25 protein-coding genes are annotated in these 21081 nt (G+C 63.4%); 13 read left to right on the forward strand and 12 right to left on the reverse strand.

Annotation, left to right across the window (positions count from 1 at the left end; genetic code table 11):
• Positions 1-33: 33 nt before the first annotated feature.
• On the reverse strand, positions 34-1140 hold the full coding sequence (locus tag ShzoTeo12_RS11070) for an acyltransferase (protein WP_318909727.1): 1107 nt from the start codon (positions 1138-1140) through the stop codon (positions 34-36).
• A 33-nt stretch (positions 1141-1173) separates the two neighbouring features.
• On the opposite strand from ShzoTeo12_RS11070, the gene ShzoTeo12_RS11075 reads away from it, so the two are divergent.
• The 3 genes from ShzoTeo12_RS11075 to ShzoTeo12_RS11085 all read left to right on the forward strand — a co-directional run bounded on the left by ShzoTeo12_RS11075 (position 1174) and on the right by ShzoTeo12_RS11085 (position 4215).
• A complete protein-coding gene (locus ShzoTeo12_RS11075; RefSeq protein ID WP_318909728.1) occupies positions 1174-2055 on the forward strand; it encodes a glycosyltransferase family A protein in 882 nt (293 codons plus the stop codon).
• A 128-nt stretch (positions 2056-2183) separates the two neighbouring features.
• Positions 2184-2948: a formyltransferase family protein gene (locus ShzoTeo12_RS11080; protein WP_318909729.1), complete on the forward strand. Its 765-nt coding sequence runs from the start codon at positions 2184-2186 to the stop codon at positions 2946-2948.
• Positions 2949-3102: 154 nt separating this feature from the next.
• Entirely contained in the window at positions 3103-4215 is a 1113-nt protein-coding gene (locus tag ShzoTeo12_RS11085; protein WP_318909730.1) for a DegT/DnrJ/EryC1/StrS family aminotransferase, read from the forward strand.
• 94 nt (positions 4216-4309) lie between these two features.
• Here the strand turns inward: ShzoTeo12_RS11085 and ShzoTeo12_RS11090 are convergent, their stop codons facing one another.
• Positions 4310-4873 carry a dual specificity protein phosphatase family protein gene (locus ShzoTeo12_RS11090; protein WP_318909731.1) on the reverse strand — a complete coding sequence of 188 codons (564 nt, stop codon included), beginning with the start codon at positions 4871-4873 and terminating at the stop codon, positions 4310-4312.
• Positions 4874-5035: 162 nt separating this feature from the next.
• Here ShzoTeo12_RS11090 and arsC point away from each other — a divergent pair, with 162 nt between their 5' ends.
• Complete coding sequence (arsC, locus tag ShzoTeo12_RS11095; RefSeq protein ID WP_318909732.1) at positions 5036-5458, forward strand: arsenate reductase (glutaredoxin); 423 nt, start codon at positions 5036-5038, stop codon at positions 5456-5458.
• 5 nt (positions 5459-5463) lie between these two features.
• Here arsC and ShzoTeo12_RS11100 read toward each other — a convergent pair whose 3' ends face one another.
• A complete protein-coding gene (locus ShzoTeo12_RS11100; RefSeq protein WP_318909733.1) occupies positions 5464-6582 on the reverse strand; it encodes a hypothetical protein in 1119 nt (372 codons plus the stop codon).
• Positions 6583-6905: 323 nt separating this feature from the next.
• On the opposite strand from ShzoTeo12_RS11100, the gene ShzoTeo12_RS11105 reads away from it, so the two are divergent.
• Positions 6906-7922 carry a substrate-binding domain-containing protein gene (locus ShzoTeo12_RS11105; RefSeq protein ID WP_318909734.1) on the forward strand — a complete coding sequence of 339 codons (1017 nt, stop codon included), beginning with the start codon at positions 6906-6908 and terminating at the stop codon, positions 7920-7922.
• 2 nt (positions 7923-7924) lie between these two features.
• On the opposite strand, the gene ShzoTeo12_RS11110 is transcribed toward ShzoTeo12_RS11105, so the two are convergent.
• The 4 genes from ShzoTeo12_RS11110 to ShzoTeo12_RS11125 all read right to left on the reverse strand — a co-directional run bounded on the left by ShzoTeo12_RS11110 (position 7925) and on the right by ShzoTeo12_RS11125 (position 10835).
• Positions 7925-8968, reverse strand: a complete 1044-nt coding sequence (locus tag ShzoTeo12_RS11110; protein WP_119256882.1) for a Gfo/Idh/MocA family protein — start codon at positions 8966-8968, stop codon at positions 7925-7927.
• An 8-nt stretch (positions 8969-8976) separates the two neighbouring features.
• The gene (locus ShzoTeo12_RS11115; protein ID WP_318909735.1) at positions 8977-9762 is read right to left on the reverse strand and encodes a ThuA domain-containing protein; all 786 of its coding nucleotides are present in this window, start codon (positions 9760-9762) and stop codon (positions 8977-8979) included.
• Between the two features lie 109 nt (positions 9763-9871).
• Positions 9872-10213 (reverse strand): DMT family transporter, encoded by a 342-nt coding sequence (locus ShzoTeo12_RS11120; protein ID WP_119256881.1) that lies wholly within the window; start codon positions 10211-10213, stop codon positions 9872-9874.
• A gap of 61 nt (positions 10214-10274) precedes the next feature.
• A complete protein-coding gene (locus ShzoTeo12_RS11125) occupies positions 10275-10835 on the reverse strand; it encodes a TetR/AcrR family transcriptional regulator (RefSeq protein WP_119256880.1) in 561 nt (186 codons plus the stop codon).
• A gap of 134 nt (positions 10836-10969) precedes the next feature.
• On the opposite strand from ShzoTeo12_RS11125, the gene ShzoTeo12_RS11130 reads away from it, so the two are divergent.
• Together ShzoTeo12_RS11130 and ShzoTeo12_RS11135 are read left to right on the forward strand one after the other, a co-directional pair.
• Complete coding sequence (locus ShzoTeo12_RS11130) at positions 10970-11386, forward strand: group II truncated hemoglobin (RefSeq protein WP_318909736.1); 417 nt, start codon at positions 10970-10972, stop codon at positions 11384-11386.
• Positions 11387-11401: 15 nt separating this feature from the next.
• On the forward strand, positions 11402-11776 hold the full coding sequence (locus tag ShzoTeo12_RS11135; RefSeq protein WP_318909737.1) for a DUF423 domain-containing protein: 375 nt from the start codon (positions 11402-11404) through the stop codon (positions 11774-11776).
• A 95-nt stretch (positions 11777-11871) separates the two neighbouring features.
• Here ShzoTeo12_RS11135 and ShzoTeo12_RS11140 read toward each other — a convergent pair whose 3' ends face one another.
• From ShzoTeo12_RS11140 to ShzoTeo12_RS11155, 4 genes are all read right to left on the reverse strand, one after another.
• Positions 11872-12138 (reverse strand): hypothetical protein, encoded by a 267-nt coding sequence (locus ShzoTeo12_RS11140; protein ID WP_318909738.1) that lies wholly within the window; start codon positions 12136-12138, stop codon positions 11872-11874.
• The gene (locus ShzoTeo12_RS11145) at positions 12135-12524 is read right to left on the reverse strand and encodes a DUF2325 domain-containing protein (protein ID WP_119257166.1); all 390 of its coding nucleotides are present in this window, start codon (positions 12522-12524) and stop codon (positions 12135-12137) included. Before ShzoTeo12_RS11145 ends, ShzoTeo12_RS11140 begins: the two co-directional genes overlap by 4 nt.
• Before the next feature lie 405 nt (positions 12525-12929).
• Positions 12930-13823: a TonB family protein gene (locus tag ShzoTeo12_RS11150; protein ID WP_318909739.1), complete on the reverse strand. Its 894-nt coding sequence runs from the start codon at positions 13821-13823 to the stop codon at positions 12930-12932.
• A 57-nt stretch (positions 13824-13880) separates the two neighbouring features.
• Positions 13881-14309: a hypothetical protein gene (locus tag ShzoTeo12_RS11155; protein ID WP_318909740.1), complete on the reverse strand. Its 429-nt coding sequence runs from the start codon at positions 14307-14309 to the stop codon at positions 13881-13883.
• A gap of 219 nt (positions 14310-14528) precedes the next feature.
• Here ShzoTeo12_RS11155 and ShzoTeo12_RS11160 point away from each other — a divergent pair, with 219 nt between their 5' ends.
• From ShzoTeo12_RS11160 to ShzoTeo12_RS11185, 6 genes are all read left to right on the forward strand, one after another.
• Positions 14529-15575, forward strand: a complete 1047-nt coding sequence (locus ShzoTeo12_RS11160; protein ID WP_318909741.1) for a hemin-degrading factor — start codon at positions 14529-14531, stop codon at positions 15573-15575.
• Between the two features lie 41 nt (positions 15576-15616).
• A complete protein-coding gene (locus ShzoTeo12_RS11165; protein ID WP_318909742.1) occupies positions 15617-16567 on the forward strand; it encodes a heme/hemin ABC transporter substrate-binding protein in 951 nt (316 codons plus the stop codon).
• On the forward strand, positions 16554-17675 hold the full coding sequence (locus ShzoTeo12_RS11170; protein ID WP_318909743.1) for an iron ABC transporter permease: 1122 nt from the start codon (positions 16554-16556) through the stop codon (positions 17673-17675). Before ShzoTeo12_RS11165 ends, ShzoTeo12_RS11170 begins: the two co-directional genes overlap by 14 nt.
• 7 nt (positions 17676-17682) lie before the next feature.
• On the forward strand, positions 17683-18471 hold the full coding sequence (locus tag ShzoTeo12_RS11175; protein ID WP_318909744.1) for a heme ABC transporter ATP-binding protein: 789 nt from the start codon (positions 17683-17685) through the stop codon (positions 18469-18471).
• A 136-nt stretch (positions 18472-18607) separates the two neighbouring features.
• Positions 18608-19006 carry a glycine zipper domain-containing protein gene (locus ShzoTeo12_RS11180; RefSeq protein WP_313193603.1) on the forward strand — a complete coding sequence of 133 codons (399 nt, stop codon included), beginning with the start codon at positions 18608-18610 and terminating at the stop codon, positions 19004-19006.
• 62 nt (positions 19007-19068) lie between these two features.
• A complete protein-coding gene (locus ShzoTeo12_RS11185; RefSeq protein ID WP_318909745.1) occupies positions 19069-19500 on the forward strand; it encodes a hypothetical protein in 432 nt (143 codons plus the stop codon).
• 73 nt (positions 19501-19573) lie between these two features.
• Here the strand turns inward: ShzoTeo12_RS11185 and ShzoTeo12_RS11190 are convergent, their stop codons facing one another.
• A complete protein-coding gene (locus tag ShzoTeo12_RS11190) occupies positions 19574-21079 on the reverse strand; it encodes an HWE histidine kinase domain-containing protein (protein WP_318909746.1) in 1506 nt (501 codons plus the stop codon).
• Positions 21080-21081 lie beyond the last annotated feature (2 nt).

The raw sequence follows: 21081 nt of genomic DNA on the forward strand, positions 1-21081 counted from the left end.
CGCAGATGCGTCCCTGTGAACGGGGCCGCACCATTACGCCCCAGCCACCGGAACGACGCGTCGATAAAGCCCTGCCATTGCATCCTCGACAGCGCGCTTGCGCGTGAGGGCAGGCTTCTCGACCAGCTTCCAACTTAGCGAGGCCAGCACCACGGTAATTGCCAGCGAAGCGGTGGTAAGCGGCAGGAGACCGAAGCGGTCCGCGAATAACGCCGAAAGCGACTGCTGAACCGGAAAGCCATAAATGTAGATGCCATAGGAAATGTCCGGCGCCCCACGCAGCCTTTTTAACGCAGTAGCCTGCGAAAAGGCGAAGCAATACACAAGATAGGGTAAAGTCAATCGCATCGCAGGATCAAGAAAAGGCGTATTAACGGTAAAAAGCGAAGCGATGAACAACACCACAGCAACTATCAAATTGCGCGGAATAACATGTTCCCAGCATAGCAGAACAGCACCGGCCGCGAAATAATAACCGTAAATCCAGTTCGTTTTTGGCGTCAAAACACCTTCTGGAAGAAGTGGAGGAAGTATCGCTCCAAAATATGCGACGACAAAAAGCACCAGAAGCAAATATTTCAGATGACGCATCCATTCCGGTCTAAGCCGTGCAAGAAAAACGATTACGCCGAACAGCATGTACATGCGGATTTCAACACGTAGCGACCATAGAGACCCATTGACCGCACCAGGATAAACATTGTCCTTGAACACTCCCGGCAGGTCATATTGGATCGACATCAGCATGGTATTGCGCCGGAGAAACGACCACACCGAACCGTCCGTGAGATACTCGTAGATGCCTAGAGTCGTAAAAACGAGACCGAGAGCAAAGGTCATCAACAGGGCACAGACGAAAGCGCCTGGCAAGAGCCGCATGACGCGCGAAACGATATAGGACAGCACCGAACGAGACAGGATGGCGGAACGTGTCACCAGCATGCCACTGATGGCGAAGAAAGCCATGACACACATCTGGCCGATATTGAACGGCGAACCATGCGCCTGCCAGGGATCCGCTGCCCCGATAAACAGCGGATAGGCGTGGCTGACAATCACTAACGAGGCCAGCACGAGACGAAGGAAATCGAAGTTGTTTCCGGCTTGCGACCAGTCGTTCTTATGTGCAAAGAGGGGCATCTGCTACCAGCATGATTTGAGGACGCGCGGACTATGGCACGGGTAACGGTCGGAATTCCAGTTTATAACGGAGCGCCCATGCTGCGCGAATGTCTCGACAGCCTGCTGGCGCAGACTTATCAGGATTTCATCATTGTCATCGCCGACAATGCATCCACCGACGAAACACCGGATATTTGCGCGGAATATGCTGCAAAGGATAGCCGCATCGAGGTTATTCGACAGGAGGAGAACATCGGTTCGCTACCGAATTTCGAGTTCCTGGTTCGTCGCGCTAATACTGAAATGTTCATGTGGCGAGCCGATGATGACTATTCGGACGAAAATTTCATTGAAGAGCTTATCGGAAGCCTTGATGACAATCCTGATGCAATATTGGCAATCCCTCGGATCATCACCCGCCGCAGCATTATAGAATACACAGAGGAATCTGTATTTGGCATTATCGAGGAATCTGATTTCGTCGATGGGCTAATAAAGCGGTTCTACAGCTATCATGTGAGCGCCTTTTACGGCCTATGGCGGACTGCAGCAATCCAAGACATCGTCAAGCGCGTGTGGACTGCCTATCCGGAGGCCTATGCTGGTGACCACCTAACTTTACTACCAGTATTTCTCAAAGATGCTGCTATCGGCAATGATCGCACGCTTTTCGTCCAGCGAACCTATTCTCCCGTCAAGGGGAACGGTTTGCGCGGAGAGCGCACACTTTCAAATAGAATCGCAATGCTTGAACATCTGATGCCCCTCTTTTATGCCTGCTATGATGCCGAAGTTAAAGCCTGCGGCTTCCCCACTGATCAAGAACGACGCATACTCGCTCAACGCAAGCGCTTCACATATCATAAGCTCCGAGCTTCCCCTTGGCGCATTTTTCGTCTCAAGATCAAAAAGATGGTAGGAAAAAAATTCTAGAGCATAGCCTACCATAAACAGCTCCTAGACGTCATGAGAACGGGCTGATATCCGAAGCTCTTTCACCCCACTGCTGACGAGCACCCCGTGCTCTCATAGGCCTCTTTAAGCGATCTTTGGAGCAGGTGATGACCGCTGTTAATGGAACCATCGTCGTATGCGCTGATGGCTATGTCGGCAAACGGATTGTCGAATGGCTTTCCACCTACCACCCGGAGAGCGTCTCACTTGTAATTACTGTATCTGAGAATGACATATTTCAGCACTGCCAGAAACACTCTATTCCAGTTGAGGCTCTAAACGCGCGATCGATTAGAAACACGATCTCCTCAAGAATAGATGGAGGCATTGATTTAGGAATACTATTGTGGTGGCCAAAAATACTATCTAAAGATGACATAAATATAGCCACCAAGGGATTCATAAATACCCACCCGAGTCTCCTACCCTTTCACCGTGGAAAAAACCCCAATTTTTGGGCACTGAAGAATGGTGAGCCTTTTGGGGTATCGATTCATTTTTTGGGAAGTGGAATTGACGATGGGGATATTATCGCACAAAAGCAGGTTCCCTATAGTTGGACAGACAATGCGGGGGACCTCTACAAAAAAAGCTTGGAGAGCATGATTGATTTATTTAAATCGACTTTCTCGAGCATATTACACAACGATGTGAGGCGTTCCACTCAAGACATGTCACTTGGCAATTTTCATTACGCTCGCGAAATGGATAACGCATGTCATTTTCAGCTAAATCAAACGTACTCCGCGAGAGATTTTCTGAATCTTTTGCGGGCAAGGACGTTTGGACATTACCCCGCTTGCTGGTTCACTGACGAGGATGGTACCGAATACGAAGTACGAATTTCGATTACCCCTAGGGCACATTCTTAACAATAAGATACATCAATCAAGCGTCTGCTCCCGAGGAGCTCGCCAAAAGATGAGAATGCGCCGCCTTGACAGAGAGAAAAAATGAACGGATCGGAAGGAAATGGTATAGTTTCCCGGAATTAGCCCCCCATTTTGCAAAAATCGGTAAATCTAGATGAAATCGCGCATTCTTTACACGAAACCCTCGATCACGGAACGCGAAGTGGCATATGCAACCGATGCGGCGGCCAATGGCTGGGGCGAGCGGTGCTATGATTATATTCATAAATTCGAAGCGGCGTTTCGCGAGCATTTGGGCGTCAAGTACGCCATCTCCACTTCGAGCTGCACCGGGGCGATCCATCTGGGCCTCGCCGCGCTTGACATTGGCCCGGGCGATGAAATCATTATCGCCGACACGAACTGGATAGCATCAGCTGCACCCATTACCTATCTCGGTGCTACCCCCGTTTTCGTGGATGTCCTGCCGGACAGTTGGTGTATCGACCCGCAAAAAGTCGAGGCAGCTATCACTGGACGCACCAAGGCAATCATCGCCGTGCATATCTATGGCAATCTTTGCGACATGGATGCATTACGCGACATCGGCAACCGACACGGGATTGCCGTTGTAGAGGATGCCGCCGAGGCCATTGGATCAGTCTGGCACGGGGCGCGGGCAGGCTCGCTCGGTACTTTCGGTACCTTCTCCTTTCACGGCACCAAGACGGTGACAACGGGTGAAGGCGGTATGTTTGTCACCAATGACGATACCCTCTACGAACGAGCCCTCACCCTCTCCAATCATGGTCGCGCTCGTCGGCAGACGAAGCAGTTTTGGCCGGACGAGGTCGGCTTTAAATACAAAATTTCCAACATCCAAGCAGCACTCGGTGTGGGCCAGATGGAGCGTATCGGCGAGTTGATCTCTCGCAAGCGGGCGGTTTTTGCTCGTTATAGGGATGTGTTGGGTACACTTAGTGGCGTTGCTCTGAACCCCGAGCCTCCTGGCACCCAAAACGGTTTCTGGATGCCCACGGCCGTATTCGACAAAGAAACCGGCATCACGCGCGAAAAGTTGCAGACAGCCTTCCAGGCTGAAAATATCGATGCCCGCGTGTTCTTCTGGCCGTTGAGTTCCACTCCATCCTTCAAGCCAAAGCCTGAGAACGTCAACGCATACGATCTTCCTAGCCGCGCGATAAATCTGCCGAGCTATCATGACCTCACCAACGAGGAGATCGACCGTGTGTCTGATGTCCTGATCAGCACGCTCGGCGCCGCTTGATCTCCCGCGCCGCCTCATCATCAAGGACGGTCAATAGTCGGCTCGAAACGCGAGGCTGACATTTGCAGGAATTCTCGACATAAGCGGGAAACGCTTAGCTTGCGGAACGCGCCGCAGCTTCCATATCCTCCCAGCTTTCGTCCATGGCATAGGTGGGGGAGAAGAAGGGAACGCCGAAATGGCCGTAGCGGATGGAGAGCTGGTGTTCCGCGGTTTCCTCGTCCTCATGCGCGACGCGGGCGAGATAGACGACTGAGGCGAGGCCGGTTCGGTCGGCGCCTGAGCGGCAATGGATGAGGATCGGGCGTGGCGCGTCGCGAAGGGTTGCGACAAGGTCGTCCGCCGTCTTCGCGTCGAGGCGCCGGCTGGCGTTCAGGGGGAAGTCGATCAGGGTGAGGCCAAGCTGTCTTGCCGCGGCGGCCTCGTTTTTGTACCAGGCCGACTTTTCATCCCGGCCTCTCAGGTTGATGACGGTACGGATCTTGTAGCGCTCGGCATAGGTCGCGAGATCGGCCGGCGTGGGTTGGTTGGAGCGGTAGACTTCCCCCGGCACGACGGCGGCGAAATTTCCTGTCAGTTGTATTGCCACGAGATAGAGGCCGAGCCCGAGGCCCGCCGCGCCGGACGCAAGCCCTGTCCATTTCAAGAACCGCTTCATGATCGCCTTTCCTACCGATTTGGGCGACAGAAAAAGCCTTGCGGCTGACAGGGCGCTGAACGCCGGCTGCGAAAGGGCGGGGACGGCGTCGCCTCGCCTTACGGCTTGACGCTGCGCCTTGATCGCGTATCCCTTGCCGGACACCTCTTCAAAAGGCCGGCCATGGAAGCGATCATCTATCACAATCCGCGATGCGGCACCTCGCGCAACACGCTGGCCCTCATCCGCAATGCCGGCATCGAGCCGAGGATCGTGGACTATCTCGCCGCACCGCCGACCCGGGAGGAACTGCGGGCCCTGATCGCCACCGCCGGCCTTGCGGTGCGCGCTGCCATTCGCGAGAAGGAAGCATCCTACGCCGCCCTCGGCCTTGCCAATCCCGCACTGTCGGACGATGAGCTGCTCGACCACATGGTGGCCGAGCCGATCCTCATCAACCGCCCCTTCGTGACGACGCCACTCGGAACGCGGCTCTGCCGGCCGTCGGAAGTCGTGCTCGATATCCTTCCCGACACGCACAAGGGGCCTTTCGCCAAGGAGGATGGCGAGAAGGTGATCGGCGAGGACGGCAAGCGGCTCGCCTGAGAGCTTTATGCCTCCGTTGCCGTATGCGGCGCGGCAAGGCCGAGGGCGGCGCGCAGTGTCGCCTCGCTTTCCATAGCAAAGCGCTCGGCCGCATGACGGCCGCGCAGCTCGTCCCGCGGCGGCAGCGAGCCGGCGAGACGGGCAGAAAGCCCCTCCATCTTAGCGGCAAGGTGTGGCACGTCCTCAATGGCGCACAGGCGATGACCGAGCGAGCCTTCGCGCACCACCACCGGAAGGCCGAGCTGCGCCGCCCGCCCGAGAATGCCGAAGGCCTGGTCCCCCGTCCGCGGGTAGAAGCACCAGATCGCGTCGCTCGCCGCATAGGCGCCCAGCAGCTCAGCATCGGAGATGAACCGGTCAACCGTGACGCCGCCGCCCTCGCGCAGGACCTCGGCATGCTCGGCGTCGGCCACGGCAACCTTGCCGCAGGCGATGAACTGGTAGCACGCCCGCAGCCGCGCGGACCGGGCATAGATATCGGCGAAGAGATCGAAGCCTTTCCGGCCGCACTGGCTGCCGATGGCCGTCAGCACCAGGCGGTCGCCCGGCCGGCGCTCGGCGCGCAGAGCGTTCACCGCCTTGCGCTCCTCCTCGCTCAGGTCCCAGAGCTGGAAATCGTAAATATAGCCGTCGGCAATGGCGGCGGCGGGCGGAAGGACGCTGAAGGGCACGATGGAGAGCGTGCGCACCGCGCGGCAGCGCTTCAGCCTTTGCAGCACCGCGCGCCGCCAGCGGTTTCCCCAGCGGGGAGAAACGGCAAGCGGGCCCGGCTTGAGCAGGAGCCCAACGGTCCGCCGCCCCAGCAGGGTACGGAAAAGCCCGACCAGCACATAAAGAAGGAACACCTCCTCCACCATGAGGAATAGCACCGGCGCCCGCGCGAAAAGGAGGCTGCGAAGCCGCGCCCGCCGCGCGCCGAATACCCGCTCCAGCACGCGGAAATAGGCAGGCCGCCGGCCAGCCTCACTCCGGCTATAGACGAGCGGCCCAGCCGACCGGCCCTGCCCCTTCCCCGTCGAGGCTTCGCGTGACCGACCGCCTGCCCTCGCGTCGAGATTTTCCGGCTGCAGGTCCGATCGAACAGACGGACCCATCGCGGCCGGCAACACGCTGCCCGCCTGCATGATCTTCCCCCCAATGTCGTCGCGAATAGCCCTCGAAGCCGTCCCTGCTCGAAAGGCCCGGATGAGCGGCCGCGTTCCCTCCGGCCTTCACCCCATCGACATATTAGCAGAAGCGAAATTCACCTTCGCTACAACCATGTCGTTCAAATCCGGACTTTAACGTGTCGTTAACATTTATCAAGCGGGATTCTGCAACCTGAATGATGCCTTAGCGCGAACGGCTTTAACGGAAGCGGACAGCCATGCCCCTGCCCTTGCTTGCGGCGATGGACGGGAGAGTCCATAAAGGCCGCAATCGAAAGACTGCTTTCGAGGGGAAGAGAATGAACCTCAAGGAATTTGCCGCGCGCATCGGCCTCTCCCAGACGACGGTGAGCCGGGCGATGAGCGGCTATCCGGAGGTAAAGGCGGAAACGCGTGCGCGCGTGCTGGAGGCCGCGGAGCGGCTGGGCTACCGCCCGAACAGCATCGCCCAGCGACTGGCGACCGGCCGGGCCGGCGCCATCGGCATCGTCTTCCAGGGCGGCGGGCGCTTCGGGCCCCATTCCAGCGAGTTCATGGGCGGTCTTTCGACGCGCCTGCAGCAGGAAGGTATCGACATCCTCGTCTCGACCGTCGAGAGCGCGCAGGACGAGGCGGCCGCCTATCGCCGGCTTGCGGCGAGCAAGCGGGTGGACGCCGTGATCGTCCATACGCCCGCCCGCACCGACGAGCGCATCGCGCTCTTGCAGGCGCTCGGCCTGCCCTTCATCGTGCATGGGCGAAGCGAGGCGGAAAAGCCCTTCGCCTTCCTCGACATCGACAATTTCGGGGCCATCGCCGCCGCGACGAAGCATCTTGCCGCGCTCGGCCATCGCCGCATCGCCCTCATCAACGGCGATACGGCGAGCACCTATGCCCGCGACCGAGACAAGGGGTATCGCAGGACGCTCGCGGCAGAAGGCATAGCAGTGGATCCAGCGCTGACCGGCCACGGCGAGTTCACCGACGAGACCGGCTTTCGGCTCATGCAGGGCTTCCTCGCCCTCCCCGCCCCGCCGACGGCGGTCATCGCGGGGTCGATGATGTCGGCGCTGGGCGCCATGCGGGCGATCCGCATCGCGGGACTTGCCGTGGGCGAGGATGTCTCACTCATCGCCCATGACGACGTCTTTCCCTATCTCAGCCCCGATAATCTCGTTCCGGCCGTCACCACGACGCAGTCGCCGATCCGCGCGGCGGGCGAGCGGATCGGCGACATGGCCTTGCGGCTTTTGCAGGGGGAAGCGCCGGAGGCGCTTCAGGAGGTCTGGCCGGTCGAGTTCGTCATCCGCGGCTCGACAGGCGCGGCCCGGAGTTAAGGTCAAACCGCCAGCTCGCAGCGCCCCTTCTCGGTCTCAATAGCAAGATCGAGCACCTTCTGGAGCTCGGCGGCATGGCGGAAGCCCGGCTCGATCCTTTCGCCCGCCGCGACGGCTGCGGCGAAGCGCTCGTAATTGGTCGGCACCGTGCCGGCGTCGATCTCCCGCCAGACGGCCTGCTCGACATCCTCGCCGAGGCAGCCGCGCAGCTTCGATCCCTCGGTCGAATGGATGACCTCGAGGGCACCCTTGTCGCCATGCATGCGAAGACGCAGCTCGTTGAGATGGCCGGTCGCCCAGCGGCTGGCATGGATGACGCCGAGCGCGCCGTTGTCGAAATCCACCGTCATCGTGAAGCTGTCATTGGCGTCGAGGTCGTATTCGCCGATCCGGTTGTCCGGCGCCTTGTCGAAAGCCTTCAGCCGGGCGAAGACGTGGTCCACGTCGCTCGCCGCGCCGTAGCTGGCGAAATCGAGGATGTGGATGCCGACATCGCCCAGCACGCCGTTCGAGCCGTGGCGGGTGGAAAGGCGCCAGAGCCACTGGCTTTCCGTCGCCCAGTTGCCCCAGGCCTTCGAGACGAGCCAGCTTTGCAGATAGGACGCCTCGACATGGCGCACGCGGCCGATCTCGCCCGCCAGAACCATCGCGCGCGCCTTCTGCAACGGCGCCACGTTGCGATAGGTGAGGTTCACCATGGTGACGAGACCGGACGCCTCGGCGGCGCGGGCCATCTCGTCGGCCTTGGCGTAGTTTTCCGCCAGCGGCTTCTCGCACATCACATGCTTGCCCGCCGCCAGCAGCGCCAGCGTCGTCGGATGGTGCGCGCGGTCGGGCGTGACATTGGTCGCCGCGTCGAAGCCATTCCAGGCGATGGCGTCCTCCAGCGAGGTGAAGACATTCGCGATACCATGCTGGTCGGCGAAGGCCTTGGCCCGCGAGGGGTCGACATCGACCGCGCCGACCAGCTCGACGCCGTCTATTGCGGCAAAATATCTGGCATGGGTATTAGCCATGCCGCCTGTTCCAACAACGAGAAGACGCATCGTTCGCCTCAGCGGTAACCGGCTTCGCCGGCCTCATGCAATTTCGGGCCGCGCTCCTCGATCGGCTCCAGGGCCTTGTCGACCGGCACGTTCGGCGCATCGTGGATGGCCGCATAGGTGCCCTGCGGGTTGAAGGCCCATTTCACGCCATTGACCAGGACCTTCTGGACCGTGGCGTCGTGATAGGTCGGGTAGGTCTCGTGGCCCGGGCGGAAATAGAAGATGTTGCCGGCGCCGCGACGCCAGGTGAGACCCGAGCGGAACACCTCGCCGCCCGCAAACCACGAGATGAAGACGGTTTCCAGCGGTTCCGGCACGGAGAACTGCTCGCCATACATCTCCTCGTTTTCCAGCACGAAGTTCTCGCCGAGCCCTTCGGCGATGGGGTGGCGGGGATTGATCACCCAGAGCCGCTCGCGCTCGCCGGCCTCGCGCCATTTCAGCGCGCAGGGCGTGCCCATCAGGCGCTTGAAGATCTTGGAGAAATGGCCGGAATGCAGCACGAGGAGGCCCATGCCTTCCCACACGCGCCGCGCCACGCGCTCCACCACCGCATCGTCGACCGCGCCGTGATCCTTGTGGCCCCACCAGACGAGGACGTCCGTCTCGGCAAGGCGGGCCTCGGTGAGCCCGTGTTCCGGCTCCTGCAGCGTCGCCGTCGTGGCGCGGATCGCGGGATCCCTGTTCAGCGCCTCGGCGATCGTGTTGTGCATGCCGTTCGGATAGATCGAGCGGACGATCTCGTTCGTCTGCTCGTGGATGTTCTCACCCCATACGATGGTGCGTATTGCCATGTGCCATTCCTTCAAGGCCGGGAATTGAAACCGCTTTCAATTCGTCGAAACCGATAGAGGTAGTCCCGCGTCTTGGCAAGCGGGGTCCTCTCACGATTCCGGCTCCCCTTCAGTGGAATGTCGATTTGGAGAAAAGGTTCAGCACAAGAACGCCGGCAATGATCAGGCCGAGGCCGGCAATGGCGGCAAAGTCGAGCTTCTGGCCGAAGGCGAAGTAGCCGACGAGCGAGATCAGCACGATGCCGAGGCCGCTCCAGATCGCATAGGCGATGCCGACCGGAACGTAGCGCAGGCTCCAGGAGAGGAAGTAGAACGCCACGGCATAGCAGACCACCATGACGAGGGTCGGCCCAAGGCGGGAGAAGTGCTGCGCGGCCTGCATGGCGGAGGTGCCGAGCACCTCGAAGACGATGGCGGCCACCAGGACGGCATAGACGGCGGTGATGTTCATGTGAGGTCTCCGGCGCAGGCCGCGCCAACGGGCGCCTTCCGGCGCGGATTGCAAAAGACGGTCAGGTGCGCGACAGGGCCATCAGGCGCTCCAGCATGGCCGCGCGCGGTGCGGCATCCATGACGGGCGCCCCGAGCAGGTCGGCCAGCCAGAGCCCGTCCACCGCATAGCGAACGAGCATGGCGTCGAGCGTCGAATCCGTGCCGACATTTTCCGCAAGGTGCCGGTCGACCCATTGTCGCCAGCGCTCGCGCAGGTGCGGCTCGGAGATGAGCGCGACGGTGAGCACCTTCCATTGCTCGCCGTCGGAAAGGCCCTCCGGCAGGAACCAGATCGCCGCATAGGCCCGCGTGAAGCGGCCCTTCGGCTCAGGATCGTCGCGCATGCGCTCGGCAAGCGCCCGGTCGAACTTTTCCGTCAGGTCGTCGAACAGGCCGTCGAGCAGCGACAGCTTGTTGGGAAAATGATGCAGCAGGCCCCCCTTGCTGACCCCGGCCGCCTGGGAAACGGCATCGAGCGTCACGCTCGCCGGCCCCTTCTCCAGCGACAGCTTCGCCGCGACTTCCAGCAATTGCTGGCGGACGGCCTCGGGATGCTTCTTGCGATGGTGGGCTTTGCTCATAATAAAACATACCGTCTAGACGGTTTCTTGTCAATCCGCCCGAGGCGGCGCTGCCGGGCGCATTGCCGCAGCTCTGCAGCCGGGATTGCGCGGCGGATGCGGCGGCGCTAAGACCCTGGACAACGGGAAGAACCATGACCGACGCGACGCAAGAGCAGGAACGGCAGGGCGAGACGATCACCCTCTACCAGGCGGTGGGCGGCGAGGCGGGCGTGCGCGCCCTGACGCGCCGCTTCTACGCGCTGATGGACACCCTGCCGGAAGCGGCCCGCTGCCGCGCCATCCATCCGCCGGACCTCACCGGCAGCGAGGAAAAGCTCTACGAATACCTGACCGGCTGGCTCGGCGGCCCGCCGCTCTATACGCAGAAGCGCGGCCACCCCATGCTGCGCCGCCGCCATTTCGTCGCGCCGATCGGCCCGGCCGAACGGGACGAATGGCTGCTCTGCTTCGTGCGCGCGCTGGAAGAGACCGTGCCCGGCGAGGGCCTCCGGAAGATCATCCTCGAGCCGGTTACCCGGCTTGCCCACCACATGCAGAACCAGGAATAGTCCCGGGAGTCATCCATGTCCTTTTCGTTCCGCTCGGCAAGCCTTCTCGTCGCCGGCCTGATGGGCCTTGCCGGCGTCGCAACGGCGGCGGCCGCCTCGCATGGCAGCGATCCGCGCCTGATGGCCGGCGCTTCCGCCATGTGCCTTGCCCATGCCCCGGCGCTGGTCGCGCTCCACGCGGCCTGGCCAATGGTGCGGACCGCGCCGCTCGCCGCGCTGCTGCTGGCCCTCGGCACGGCGCTCTTTGCCGGCGACCTCGTCTTCCGCCATTCGGCGGGACACGGGCTTTTCCCCATGTCCGCGCCGACCGGCGGCGTCGTGATGATGGCGGGATGGCTGGCGATCGCGCTCGGCGCGTTCCTGCCTAGAGCAATTCCAGCAAAAGTGTGAAGCGGTTTTGCGTCCGGAATTGCGTTAAAATAAAGAGTTGGAGCGTTTTCGCGATTCGAAGAAAAGCGGAAATGCTCTAAGAAGCAAGCCTGACGTCAGCGCCCGGAGGGGGCGCGACGCAGCGAGGAGAACGCGACGACATTGTCGTTGCGCGCATCGAGGGCGGTGTCGTCCTCGAAAGCCGCCCGTCGCGCTGGCGGGCGGGCGTCGTGCACGGGAAATTCCATGACATTGGCGCTGTCCAGCAGGCAAGCGCGGCGCGTCAGGAGGGCATAGAGTTCCGGTACGAGGCCGTCGCCGTTCTGGGCGGCCAGCTTGTGCAGGCCGATCATCGCGAAGGCCTCGGGTCTTTCGTCATTCACTGGGTACTGTCTCCCTGGCTCATGCTCTGCAGGGCCCGCTCGAAGGAGGACTTGCTGCCGTTGCGCAGCGGCACGAAGGCCTTCTCCCACTTCTTGCAGCCCGTTTTCACGCGGATGCAGGCATCATGGCTGATACAGTCGATGGGGCAGAAGACGCAGTCCACGGAGGGCAGCACGTTGTCGATGCGGGAAACCGCCTCGCGAAGACCGCCGTCGTGATGGATGAGGTTTGCGCCGTAGGAGCTGGCGATCTGACGCAGATGCGCCACCTGGCAGTCGCGGCCGCCGACATAGAGGAAGCTGCGGCCTTCGAGGCCGGCCTTGTCGGCCTTCTCGTCATTGTCCTGCCGCTGGCGGGCCTGCTGCTGTTGCCTTTTCTCGCGCATCGCCTTCCTCTCCGCTTCGCCGGTCCGGCGCTTCACTCTGGTGACTTCCACGCTGCGGGGGGCCTGCGCCTGCGGCGCCCGCACCTCCATCCGCTGGGCGGTCGGCGCTGCGGCCGCTCCCTCCTGCGGGCCTTCGGCCATCTGCTTGCGGAGCGCGGCAAGCTGGCGCTCCAGATCGGCGATGCGCCGGTCCCGCTCGGCGATCATTGCCTTCAGGACCGACTCCATGCGGCCCGCAGTCATCGTATTCATGCAGCATCCCCTTTGGCACTCCGCGTGGGCGGAGCCTCAGTCCGGGTCAACCTACAAAACTTGATTTTCAGAGTAAAGTATAAACATGACTATTAAAGTCATATTTTCCGACAAAAAAATCCCGCCGACCGGAAGGCAGCGGGAAAGATCGCCTCAGTTGAACACGATCGGCACGTTGAATGCCCAGGACGCGCGCCCCGCGGCCTCGGGGATTTTCGCGAAGGGCGCGGCGCGCTGCACCGAATCGACCGCCGCCCTGTCGAGCGCCGCGCTGCCGGAGCTGCGCGCGACACGGATGCCGCTCGCCTGCCCGCCCGAACCGACGACGAAGCTCACGACCACGCTGCCGCTCTCGCCGCCCGGCGCGCGCCGCTTGGCGCGGTTGATCTTGTTGCGGACCTTGCCCGGATAATTGCTGACGGCGGCATTGCCGGCCGTGGACGAGTTGCCCTTCTTCTGGCCGCCGACGGAGGCGGTCTTCACGTCGGCCGAGCCGTCCACCTCGCCCTTCGTGGCATTCGCCTTCGCCGTGCCCTTCTCGCCGGCCTTGCGGACGACCTTCTGCTTCGGCTTCTTGCGCTCGACCTTTTTGACCGGCTCTTGCTTCTTCACCTCGGGAACCGGCTTGATCTCCCGTTCCGGCTCGACCTCGGGCTTGATTTCCGGGATCGGGATCGCGGCGATCTCCACCTCGGCGGAGGGAACGAACAGCTCCTGCACCGGCTCCGACACCACCGGATCGACGGGCGCAATCTCGGTCGTCTCGGGCTGGATCTCGGTGGGTTTGATTTCCGCAACCTCCTGCGGTTGCGGCTCGGTGACGTCGGGCTGGATCGCTTCCGGCGTGATCGCTTCTTCGGGATTGCCAGACTCGACCGCCTCGAAGGCGCCGTTGCCGAGCATGGCCACTTCCGCGACGACGCCGCCGGCGATCAGCGCCTCGTCTTCCGGCGCAGCCGGCGTCATGGTGAGGATCGCGGCCGCCCCGGCATGGGCCAGCAGGGAAAACACCCCCGCACCGATCCAGAGCCACTTGCTTCCAGCCATCGCCTTATCCACCGTTCCGTTTATCGCGAGCCCGCCTCATGCGGGCCGCCACTCAACTCAACCTTCGAGACCGGCCGAAGCCTTGCTGCGCGTGACGATGCCGTCCATGCAGCGGGCCTTGTCGAGCCCCTCGCCTTCGCAGACCGGCGCATCGTTGATCAGCAGGTTCTTCACCCCTTCGCACTTGATGCCCGGCACGTCGAACTGGCGCACCTTCGACTTGCCGGCCGGCAGGTCGCGGAAATCGAGCAGCGCCAGCCGCTCGACCGTGCCCTTGTCGTTGAAGATCACGAATTCGAAAGAGACCTTCGAAACGTTCTGCTGAAAGCCGTTCGCTGCGACGAAGGTGAAGAGGCAGCCCTTCTGCGAGGCGGCAAGCGCATTGAGCTCGACATCCAGCCCCTTGGGCGCGGCTTCCTGTGCGGCCGCGCCGGAGACGGCGGCGGCTGCGAGCATCGACGAGAGAAGAAGGGTGCGTACGATCATGGCTTGCCTGTTCGTGTTTTCGGTCCGGACGTCGGTTCCGGCGTCTCACAAAATTAACATGAGTTTGCCAGTCCTGTATTGCGCCTATAGATAAATATGAGTAAGCAAGTCAAGATAGTAAACGCCAAATTCCCCCGCAACTCCCTGTTCCGCCGAGAAAAACGGACCAGCGGGAGCAGCAGGAAAATGGCCATGAACATTTGAATGAAGGCCGCGACCATGACCGACACGACCCGACCGACACCCGCCGAAATCCGCGCCTTCCGTGCGGAAAACCCCAAGATGCGCGAGCGTGACATCGCTGCCCAGCTCGGTATTTCGGAGGCTGCGCTCGTCGCGGCCGAGGTCGGGCTCACCGCGATCCGCATCGACGGCAGCGCCAATCGCTTCCTCGAGCGTGCCGAAGCCCTCGGCGAGATCATGGCGCTGACCCGCAACGAGAGCGTCGTGCACGAGAAGATCGGCGTGTTCGAGAAGGTCACCACCGGCAAGCACGCCTCGATCGTGCTCGGCGAGAATATCGACCTGCGCATCTTCCCCGGCACCTGGGCCCATGGCTTCGCCGTAACGAAGACCGACGGCGAGCAGGTCCGCCGCAGCCTGCAGTTCTTCGACAAGGCCGGCGACGCCGTGCACAAGGTCCACCTTCGCCCGGCCTCCAACCTCGAAGCCTACGAGGCCATCGTCTCCGACTTCCGCCTGGAGGACCAGTCGCAGGAATTCGTCGAAGTCGTCTCGGAGAAGACCGTCGAGACCGGCCCGGTCGATGTGGCGGCGCTGCGCGAGAACTGGAGCGCCATGACGGATACGCACCAGTTCTTCGGCATGCTGCGCAAGCTGAAGATCGCCCGCCAGGACGCCGTGCGCAGCGTCGGCGAGGATTTCGCCCGCCAGGTGCGCGCCGATGCTGTCAGCGAACTGCTGCGCGCCTCGGCCGAGCGCGACGCCGAGATCATGTGCTTCGCCGGCAATCACGGCACGATCCAGATCCACACCGGCCCGGTGAAGAACATCCAGCCGATGGGTCCCTGGCTCAACGTGATGGATCCCACCTTCCACATGCACCTGCGCACCGACCACATCGTCGAGTGCTGGGTCGTCCGCAAGCCGACCAGCGACGGGCACGTCACCTCGCTCGAAGCCTATGACGCGAGCGGCGAGATGATCGTCCAGTTCTTCGGCAAGCGGAAGGAAGGCATGAGCGAGCGCGCCGACTGGCGCGAGATCCTCGACGGCCTGCCGCGCCCCGACAGCGCCGCCGCCTGAAGACGAGCACCATCAGGGACCACGACCCAAGGATTACGATCATGAGCAAGAGCTTCGATCTGCGCCGCGCCCGCCCGTGGGAAGTGGCCCTCACCGTCTTCGCGCTTTCCGCCCCGCTGCTGGCGACCTTCACCCTGCCCGTCGACGGCGGCTTCGTCCGCAAGGCGGCCGCGCAGGACATGCAGAAGGTCGACACGTCGAAGCTGGTGACGATCGGCGGCGCGGTGACGGAAATCGTCTATGCGCTCGGCGAGGGCGAGCGGATCGTCGCGCGCGATTCCACCAGCATGTATCCCGAAGAGGCGCTGAAGCTGCCGGATGTCGGCTACATGCGCGCCCTCTCGCCGGAAGGCGTCATCGCTGTCAATCCCACCGCGCTCCTCGCGGTGGAAGGCAGCGGCCCGGCCGATGCGCTGGCCGTGCTGAAAAGCGCAGGCATTCCCTTCGAGACCGTGCCGGAAGGCTATGACCGCGCCGCGATCCTCAGGAAGATCGATGTCGTCGGCAATTTCCTCGGCGTGCCGGAAAAGGCGAAGGCGCTGGAAGAGAAGGTCGGCGCCGAACTCGACGGCGCCATCGCCGATGCCGCCAAGCGGCCGGAAAGCGAGCGCAAGCGCGTGCTCTTCATCCTGAGCTTCCAGAACGGCCGCATCATGGCCGCCGGCAACCACACGGCCGCCGACGGCATCATCGGCCTTGCCGGCGCGATCAACGCCACCGAAGGCACCTTCGACGGCTACAAGCCGCTCACCGACGAGGCGGTCATCAACGCCAAGCCCGACGTCGTCATGGTCATGACGCGCCCGGGCGCAGGCAGCACGGACGAGGAAGTGCTCGCCCATCCCGCCATCGCCGTGACGCCGGCCGGCAAGAACAAGACGGTCCTGCGCATGAACAGCCTGCACCTGCTCGGCTTCGGCCCGCGCACCGCCTCGGCCGTCAGCGACCTCAACAAAGAACTCTACGGCAAGCCCGGTAATGTCTCTCAATGACGCCATGCGCGGCCCGGTCGCACGCAGGCCCTTCCTGATGCGCGCCGCCGGCGGGCAGGCGGCCGGTGACCGCACCGCGATCGCCCGCCTCACCCTCTGTCTCCTCGTCATCCTGTCGGTCGCCGCGATCGCACTGTCCATCGCCACCGGCGCGTCGGACGCATCCGCGGTCAATGTCATCGGCGCGCTCCTCACCGGCGCGGAAGACACCGCGCTCAGCATGCGCGACCGCATCATCGTCTTCGACATCCGCATGCCGCGCGCCCTGCTCGGCTTCCTGATCGGCGCGGCGCTCGCCATGTCGGGCGCCGTCATGCAGGGCCTCTTCCGCAATCCGCTCGCCGATCCCGGCCTCGTCGGCATCTCCTCGGGCTCGGCACTCGGCGCGGTGCTGATGATCGTGCTCGGCGGCAGCCTGCCGGCCGGCCTCATGCTGGCGCTCGGCGCCTATGCGCTGCCGCTTGCCGCCTTCCTCGGCGGGCTTCTGACGACGCTGCTGCTCTACCAGATCGCCACGCGCGGCGGGCAGACCTCCGTCGCCACCATGCTGCTCGCCGGCATCGCCATCGCGGCCCTTGCCGGCGCCGTCACCGGCATCCTCATCTACATGGCCGACGACAAGCAGCTGCGCGACGTCACCTTCTGGAGCCTCGGCTCGCTCTCGGGTATGACCTGGACGAAGCTTCTCGCCGCCGGCCCGATCATCCTCGTCGCCCTCCTCGTCGTGCCTTTCCTGTCGCGCGGGCTCAACGCCATCACCCTTGGCGAGGCCGCCGCCTTCCATATGGGCGTCAAGGTGCAGCGGCTGAAATACACCGCGGTCGTCGCCGTGGCGGGCGCCGTCGGCGCCTCGGTCGCCGTCAGCGGCGGCATCGGCTTCGTCGGCATCGTGGTGCCGCACCTGCTGCGCATCGTCATAGGGCCGGACCATCGCTACCTGCTGCCGGCCTCCGCGCTGCTCGGCGGCGTGCTGATGCTCGGGGCGGACATGCTGGCGCGCACCATCGTCGCCCCCGCGGAACTGCCCATCGGCATCATCACGGCGCTGGCCGGCGCGCCCTTCTTCCTCTGGGTGCTGCTGCGCGACCGCACGCGGAACGGCTGGTAGGACGGAAATGATCGCTGCAAGGAACCTCACGGTCAGCCTTTCCGGCAAGACCATCGTTCACGGCGTATCGCTGCAGGCGAAGGCCGGGGAGCTGACCGCGATCGTCGGCCCCAACGGCTCGGGCAAGACGACGATGCTGAAGGCCGTCGCGGGCGAGCTTTCGAGCAAGGGCGACATCACCCTCAACGGCCACGACATCCGCGCGCTCGAGCCCTGGCAGCTCGCCATCAAGCGTGCCGTACTGCCGCAGGCCGCGACCATCGCCTTTCCCTTCACCGTGCGCGAGATCGTCCGCCTCGGCCTGACCGTCGGCCCGAACCGCCATGCCGACCGCATCGACGCCATCACCGCCGAGGCGCTTCGCGCCGTCGACCTCTCGGGCTTTGCCGGGCGGCTCTATCAGGAGCTTTCCGGCGGCGAGCAGCAGCGCGTGCAGCTTGCCCGCGTGCTCTCCCAGATCTGGGAGCCAGTCCTCGACGGCGAGCCTTGCTTCCTAATGCTCGACGAGCCGGTCTCGGCGCTCGACATCCGCCACCAGCTCACCATAATGCAGCTCGCCCGCCGCTATTGCGAAAACGGCGGCGGGGTGATCGCCGTCATGCACGACCTCAACCTCACCGCCATGTTCGCCGACCACATGGTGATGATGAAGGCCGGCCGCATCGAGCGGGCGGGACGCCCGGCCGATGTCATGACGGACGATGCGATGGAAGCCGTCTTCGGCTGCCGCATGCGCATCAACGGCGTGCCCGAAGCGGGCGTGCCCTTCGTGCTGCCCCATACCGCTTCGGCCTGACGTTCCAGCGTCCTGGAGCAGATCCAGGGAACCTTTTGCGACATTGCACGTTTTCTGCCCCGGAAGACCGTTCCGCCAAGGGGGTGGAGCGCAGTTCGGCCCGCGAACACGCGGGCGACCGCAAAGGAGAAACGGCATGGCCAACGGAATGTTTTCATCCCGCAGCAAGAACCTCAAAAACGGGCTCAAGGACGAAGCCCAGGCCGTCGAGGACCAGATCACGGAACTGCGCGAGGAAATCGCCTCGCTCGCCCGCCTGCTCGCCGACGACGCCTCGAAGGGGGCAGGAAACATCCGCAAGAAGGCCCGGGCGGCCAAGGCCGAGATGAGCGATGCCGCGCACGGCCTGAAGGACCGCGCGGAAAGCGACTTCCGCGACATGATCGCCGCCGGCGAGGACATCCTCTCCGAGCTCCAGTCCCGCTACCAGGATTCCGGCCGCATGGCCCGCAAGGCCGTCAAGGAACATCCGCTGACGACGCTCGGCGTTGCCGCCGCCGCCGGCTTCCTGTTGGCCGCACTGCTGCGGCGCTGATCCATCCCTTCACGATCCAGGGACGCGCCTGCGTCCCCCCACTTCCGCGGAGCACACAAGGCATGCTGTCACTGGGGGCCATTCTCGTGCAAAATCTCGTCACCCGCGTCACGGACCGGGTGGAGGAAACGGTGGACAGCGCCCGGCGCAACGCGATTGGCGGCCTGATCGCCGGCGTGCTGCTCGTCACCGCCTATGTGCTGGCCGTCGTCGGCGGCGCGGTGCTGCTGGCCGAGCGCTACGGCACGGCGCCGGCCCTCTTCGGCCTTGCCGGCGGCTTCCTCCTGCTGGCCATCATCGTGCTCGTCGTTGTCGCCGCCCGCAACAGGCGGGAGCGGGAACTGCGCCGCATCCGCCGGCAGCAACTCGCCGCGCGCCGCGACCTGATGGCCGCGGCCGCCAGCGTCGCCACGCAAAAGCCCTTTGCCGCAACGGCTGTGGCGCTTGCCCTCGGCTTCCTGCTCGCGCCGAAATCGCGCCGCGACGACGACTGACGGTCCCCCGAGATTTCCGACAGGAGAACCGTGCGCCCGAACGGGCGCACAATGCCATTGCGTTTCCCTGAAACTACAGCGGCATCCGCACGACGGCGGTCACACCTTTCGGCAGGTATTCGACATGCACGCTGCTGCCGAGGATCTTGTCGAGGCTGCGCTCGATCAGCACGGAGCCGAAGCCGCGGCGCCCGTTCGGATTGACCGGCGGCCCGCCGACCTCGTGCCAGGTCATGTTGAGCACGCGGCGGCCCTCTTCGTTGACGATACGCGCCGTGATCACCACCTTGCCGGTGGCGACCGAGAGCGCCCCGTATTTGCGGGCATTGGTGGCAAGCTCGTGCAGCACGAGGCCGAGGCCGACGGCCTCGTCCGGCCCCAGTTCCACCTCGTCCTTGTGGATCTCGACCTGGCTCTCGTAATCGAGCGCATAGGGCATGATCTGCTTCTGCAGCAGCATCTTGAGATGGATGACGCCCCATTCGTGATCGCTGAGCAGCCCATGCGCCTCGGAAAGCGATTGCAGGCGGCCGGCGAAGGCATCCATGAACTCCACCGGATCGCTCGTCTGGCGAAGGGTCTGGCGGGCGAGCGACTGCAGCATGGCAAGCGTGTTCTTGACGCGATGGTTCAATTCGCGCAGCAGGAGCCGCGTGCGCTCGGAGGCGAGCTGCCCGTCGGTGACGTCGACATTGATGCCGAGGAAGAGGGTCGGCTTGCCTTCCGCGTCCCATTCATGCACCCGGCCGCGGCCGAGCAGCCAGCGGCCCGACTTGGACGCACGGAACAGGCCGTCATATTCCTTGCCGGTGGCGAGCGCATTGCGCAGGCGGTCGATGGTCGTCTTGCGGTCGGCGGGGTGGACCGCGCCGAAGAAGGTGCGTGCGCTCATCGGCCGCGTCGAACGGAAGCCCAGCATGCGGTGGAAGGTCTCGTTACCCGACACGATGCCTGTCGAGAGGTCCCACATCCAGCTCGCCACATTGGCGGCGTCGAGCGCCAGCGCATGGCGCTTCTCGTCACGCGACAGGACCTCGGCGGCCAGCATGCGCCGCCGCGCCTCTTCCTTCTGACGGATCAGGACGCCAGCGAGCGAGGCGAGCCTTGCGAGCTGCGGCAGAAGGGTGTCGGCAGCAGCCGTGCGGGCCTTCCTGTCGGCGACGGCGACCGTGCCGATGGGCTGGCCGTCCATCACGATCGGCGCACCCGCATAGAAGCGGACGTGCGCCTCGCCGCTGACGCTCGGCAGGCTGGAAAAGCGGGGATCCCTGGACGCATCGGCCACCATGAGCGGCGGCGCGCCCTTTTCCGCCAGCATCCGTGCGCAAAAGGTCTCCTGTGAGGGAAAGCGGATCTCCGGCGTGCCGCGGCGCGCCAGGAACCATTGGTCCGTCTGGCCGAGAATGGTGACGAAGGCCATGGGAGTGTCGGCAAGGCCGGCAGCAAGGCCGGCGATGTCGTCGAAATCGGGATCGGGGCCAAGAAAGACCGGCATGGCGGCTTGCAGCGCCGCAAGCCGTTCCGGCGCGCCGAGAACCGCAGCTACACCGGTCGGCAATGGCTGAGCGTTGTCCTTCATGC

The organism is Shinella zoogloeoides (assembly GCF_033705735.1).
Taxonomy (GTDB): Bacteria; Pseudomonadota; Alphaproteobacteria; order Rhizobiales; family Rhizobiaceae; genus Shinella; species Shinella zoogloeoides_A.

Bases quoted from the DNA above. Each gene is read 5' to 3' on its own strand.
- ShzoTeo12_RS11165 (WP_318909742.1), top strand. From the start codon at position 15,617: ATGAGCAAGAGCTTCGATCTGCGCCGCGCCCGCCCGTGGGAAGTGGCC.
- ShzoTeo12_RS11075 (WP_318909728.1), top strand. From the start codon at position 1,174: ATGGCACGGGTAACGGTCGGAATTCCAGTTTATAACGGAGCGCCCATG.
- ShzoTeo12_RS11170 (WP_318909743.1), top strand. From the start codon at position 16,554: ATGTCTCTCAATGACGCCATGCGCGGCCCGGTCGCACGCAGGCCCTTC.
- ShzoTeo12_RS11110 (WP_119256882.1), bottom strand. From the start codon at position 8,968: ATGCGTCTTCTCGTTGTTGGAACAGGCGGCATGGCTAATACCCATGCC.
- ShzoTeo12_RS11190 (WP_318909746.1), bottom strand. From the start codon at position 21,079: ATGAAGGACAACGCTCAGCCATTGCCGACCGGTGTAGCTGCGGTTCTC.
- ShzoTeo12_RS11150 (WP_318909739.1), bottom strand. From the start codon at position 13,823: ATGGCTGGAAGCAAGTGGCTCTGGATCGGTGCGGGGGTGTTTTCCCTG.
- ShzoTeo12_RS11125 (WP_119256880.1), bottom strand. From the start codon at position 10,835: ATGAGCAAAGCCCACCATCGCAAGAAGCATCCCGAGGCCGTCCGCCAG.
- ShzoTeo12_RS11070 (WP_318909727.1), bottom strand. From the start codon at position 1,140: ATGCCCCTCTTTGCACATAAGAACGACTGGTCGCAAGCCGGAAACAAC.
- ShzoTeo12_RS11185 (WP_318909745.1), top strand. From the start codon at position 19,069: ATGCTGTCACTGGGGGCCATTCTCGTGCAAAATCTCGTCACCCGCGTC.
- ShzoTeo12_RS11155 (WP_318909740.1), bottom strand. From the start codon at position 14,309: ATGATCGTACGCACCCTTCTTCTCTCGTCGATGCTCGCAGCCGCCGCC.
- arsC (WP_318909732.1), top strand. From the start codon at position 5,036: ATGGAAGCGATCATCTATCACAATCCGCGATGCGGCACCTCGCGCAAC.
- ShzoTeo12_RS11145 (WP_119257166.1), bottom strand. From the start codon at position 12,524: ATGCGCGAGAAAAGGCAACAGCAGCAGGCCCGCCAGCGGCAGGACAAT.
- ShzoTeo12_RS11100 (WP_318909733.1), bottom strand. From the start codon at position 6,582: ATGCAGGCGGGCAGCGTGTTGCCGGCCGCGATGGGTCCGTCTGTTCGA.
- ShzoTeo12_RS11135 (WP_318909737.1), top strand. From the start codon at position 11,402: ATGTCCTTTTCGTTCCGCTCGGCAAGCCTTCTCGTCGCCGGCCTGATG.
- ShzoTeo12_RS11180 (WP_313193603.1), top strand. From the start codon at position 18,608: ATGGCCAACGGAATGTTTTCATCCCGCAGCAAGAACCTCAAAAACGGG.
- ShzoTeo12_RS11090 (WP_318909731.1), bottom strand. From the start codon at position 4,873: ATGAAGCGGTTCTTGAAATGGACAGGGCTTGCGTCCGGCGCGGCGGGC.
- ShzoTeo12_RS11175 (WP_318909744.1), top strand. From the start codon at position 17,683: ATGATCGCTGCAAGGAACCTCACGGTCAGCCTTTCCGGCAAGACCATC.
- ShzoTeo12_RS11085 (WP_318909730.1), top strand. From the start codon at position 3,103: ATGAAATCGCGCATTCTTTACACGAAACCCTCGATCACGGAACGCGAA.
- ShzoTeo12_RS11115 (WP_318909735.1), bottom strand. From the start codon at position 9,762: ATGGCAATACGCACCATCGTATGGGGTGAGAACATCCACGAGCAGACG.
- ShzoTeo12_RS11120 (WP_119256881.1), bottom strand. From the start codon at position 10,213: ATGAACATCACCGCCGTCTATGCCGTCCTGGTGGCCGCCATCGTCTTC.
- ShzoTeo12_RS11130 (WP_318909736.1), top strand. From the start codon at position 10,970: ATGACCGACGCGACGCAAGAGCAGGAACGGCAGGGCGAGACGATCACC.
- ShzoTeo12_RS11080 (WP_318909729.1), top strand. From the start codon at position 2,184: ATGACCGCTGTTAATGGAACCATCGTCGTATGCGCTGATGGCTATGTC.
- ShzoTeo12_RS11160 (WP_318909741.1), top strand. From the start codon at position 14,529: ATGACCGACACGACCCGACCGACACCCGCCGAAATCCGCGCCTTCCGT.
- ShzoTeo12_RS11105 (WP_318909734.1), top strand. From the start codon at position 6,906: ATGAACCTCAAGGAATTTGCCGCGCGCATCGGCCTCTCCCAGACGACG.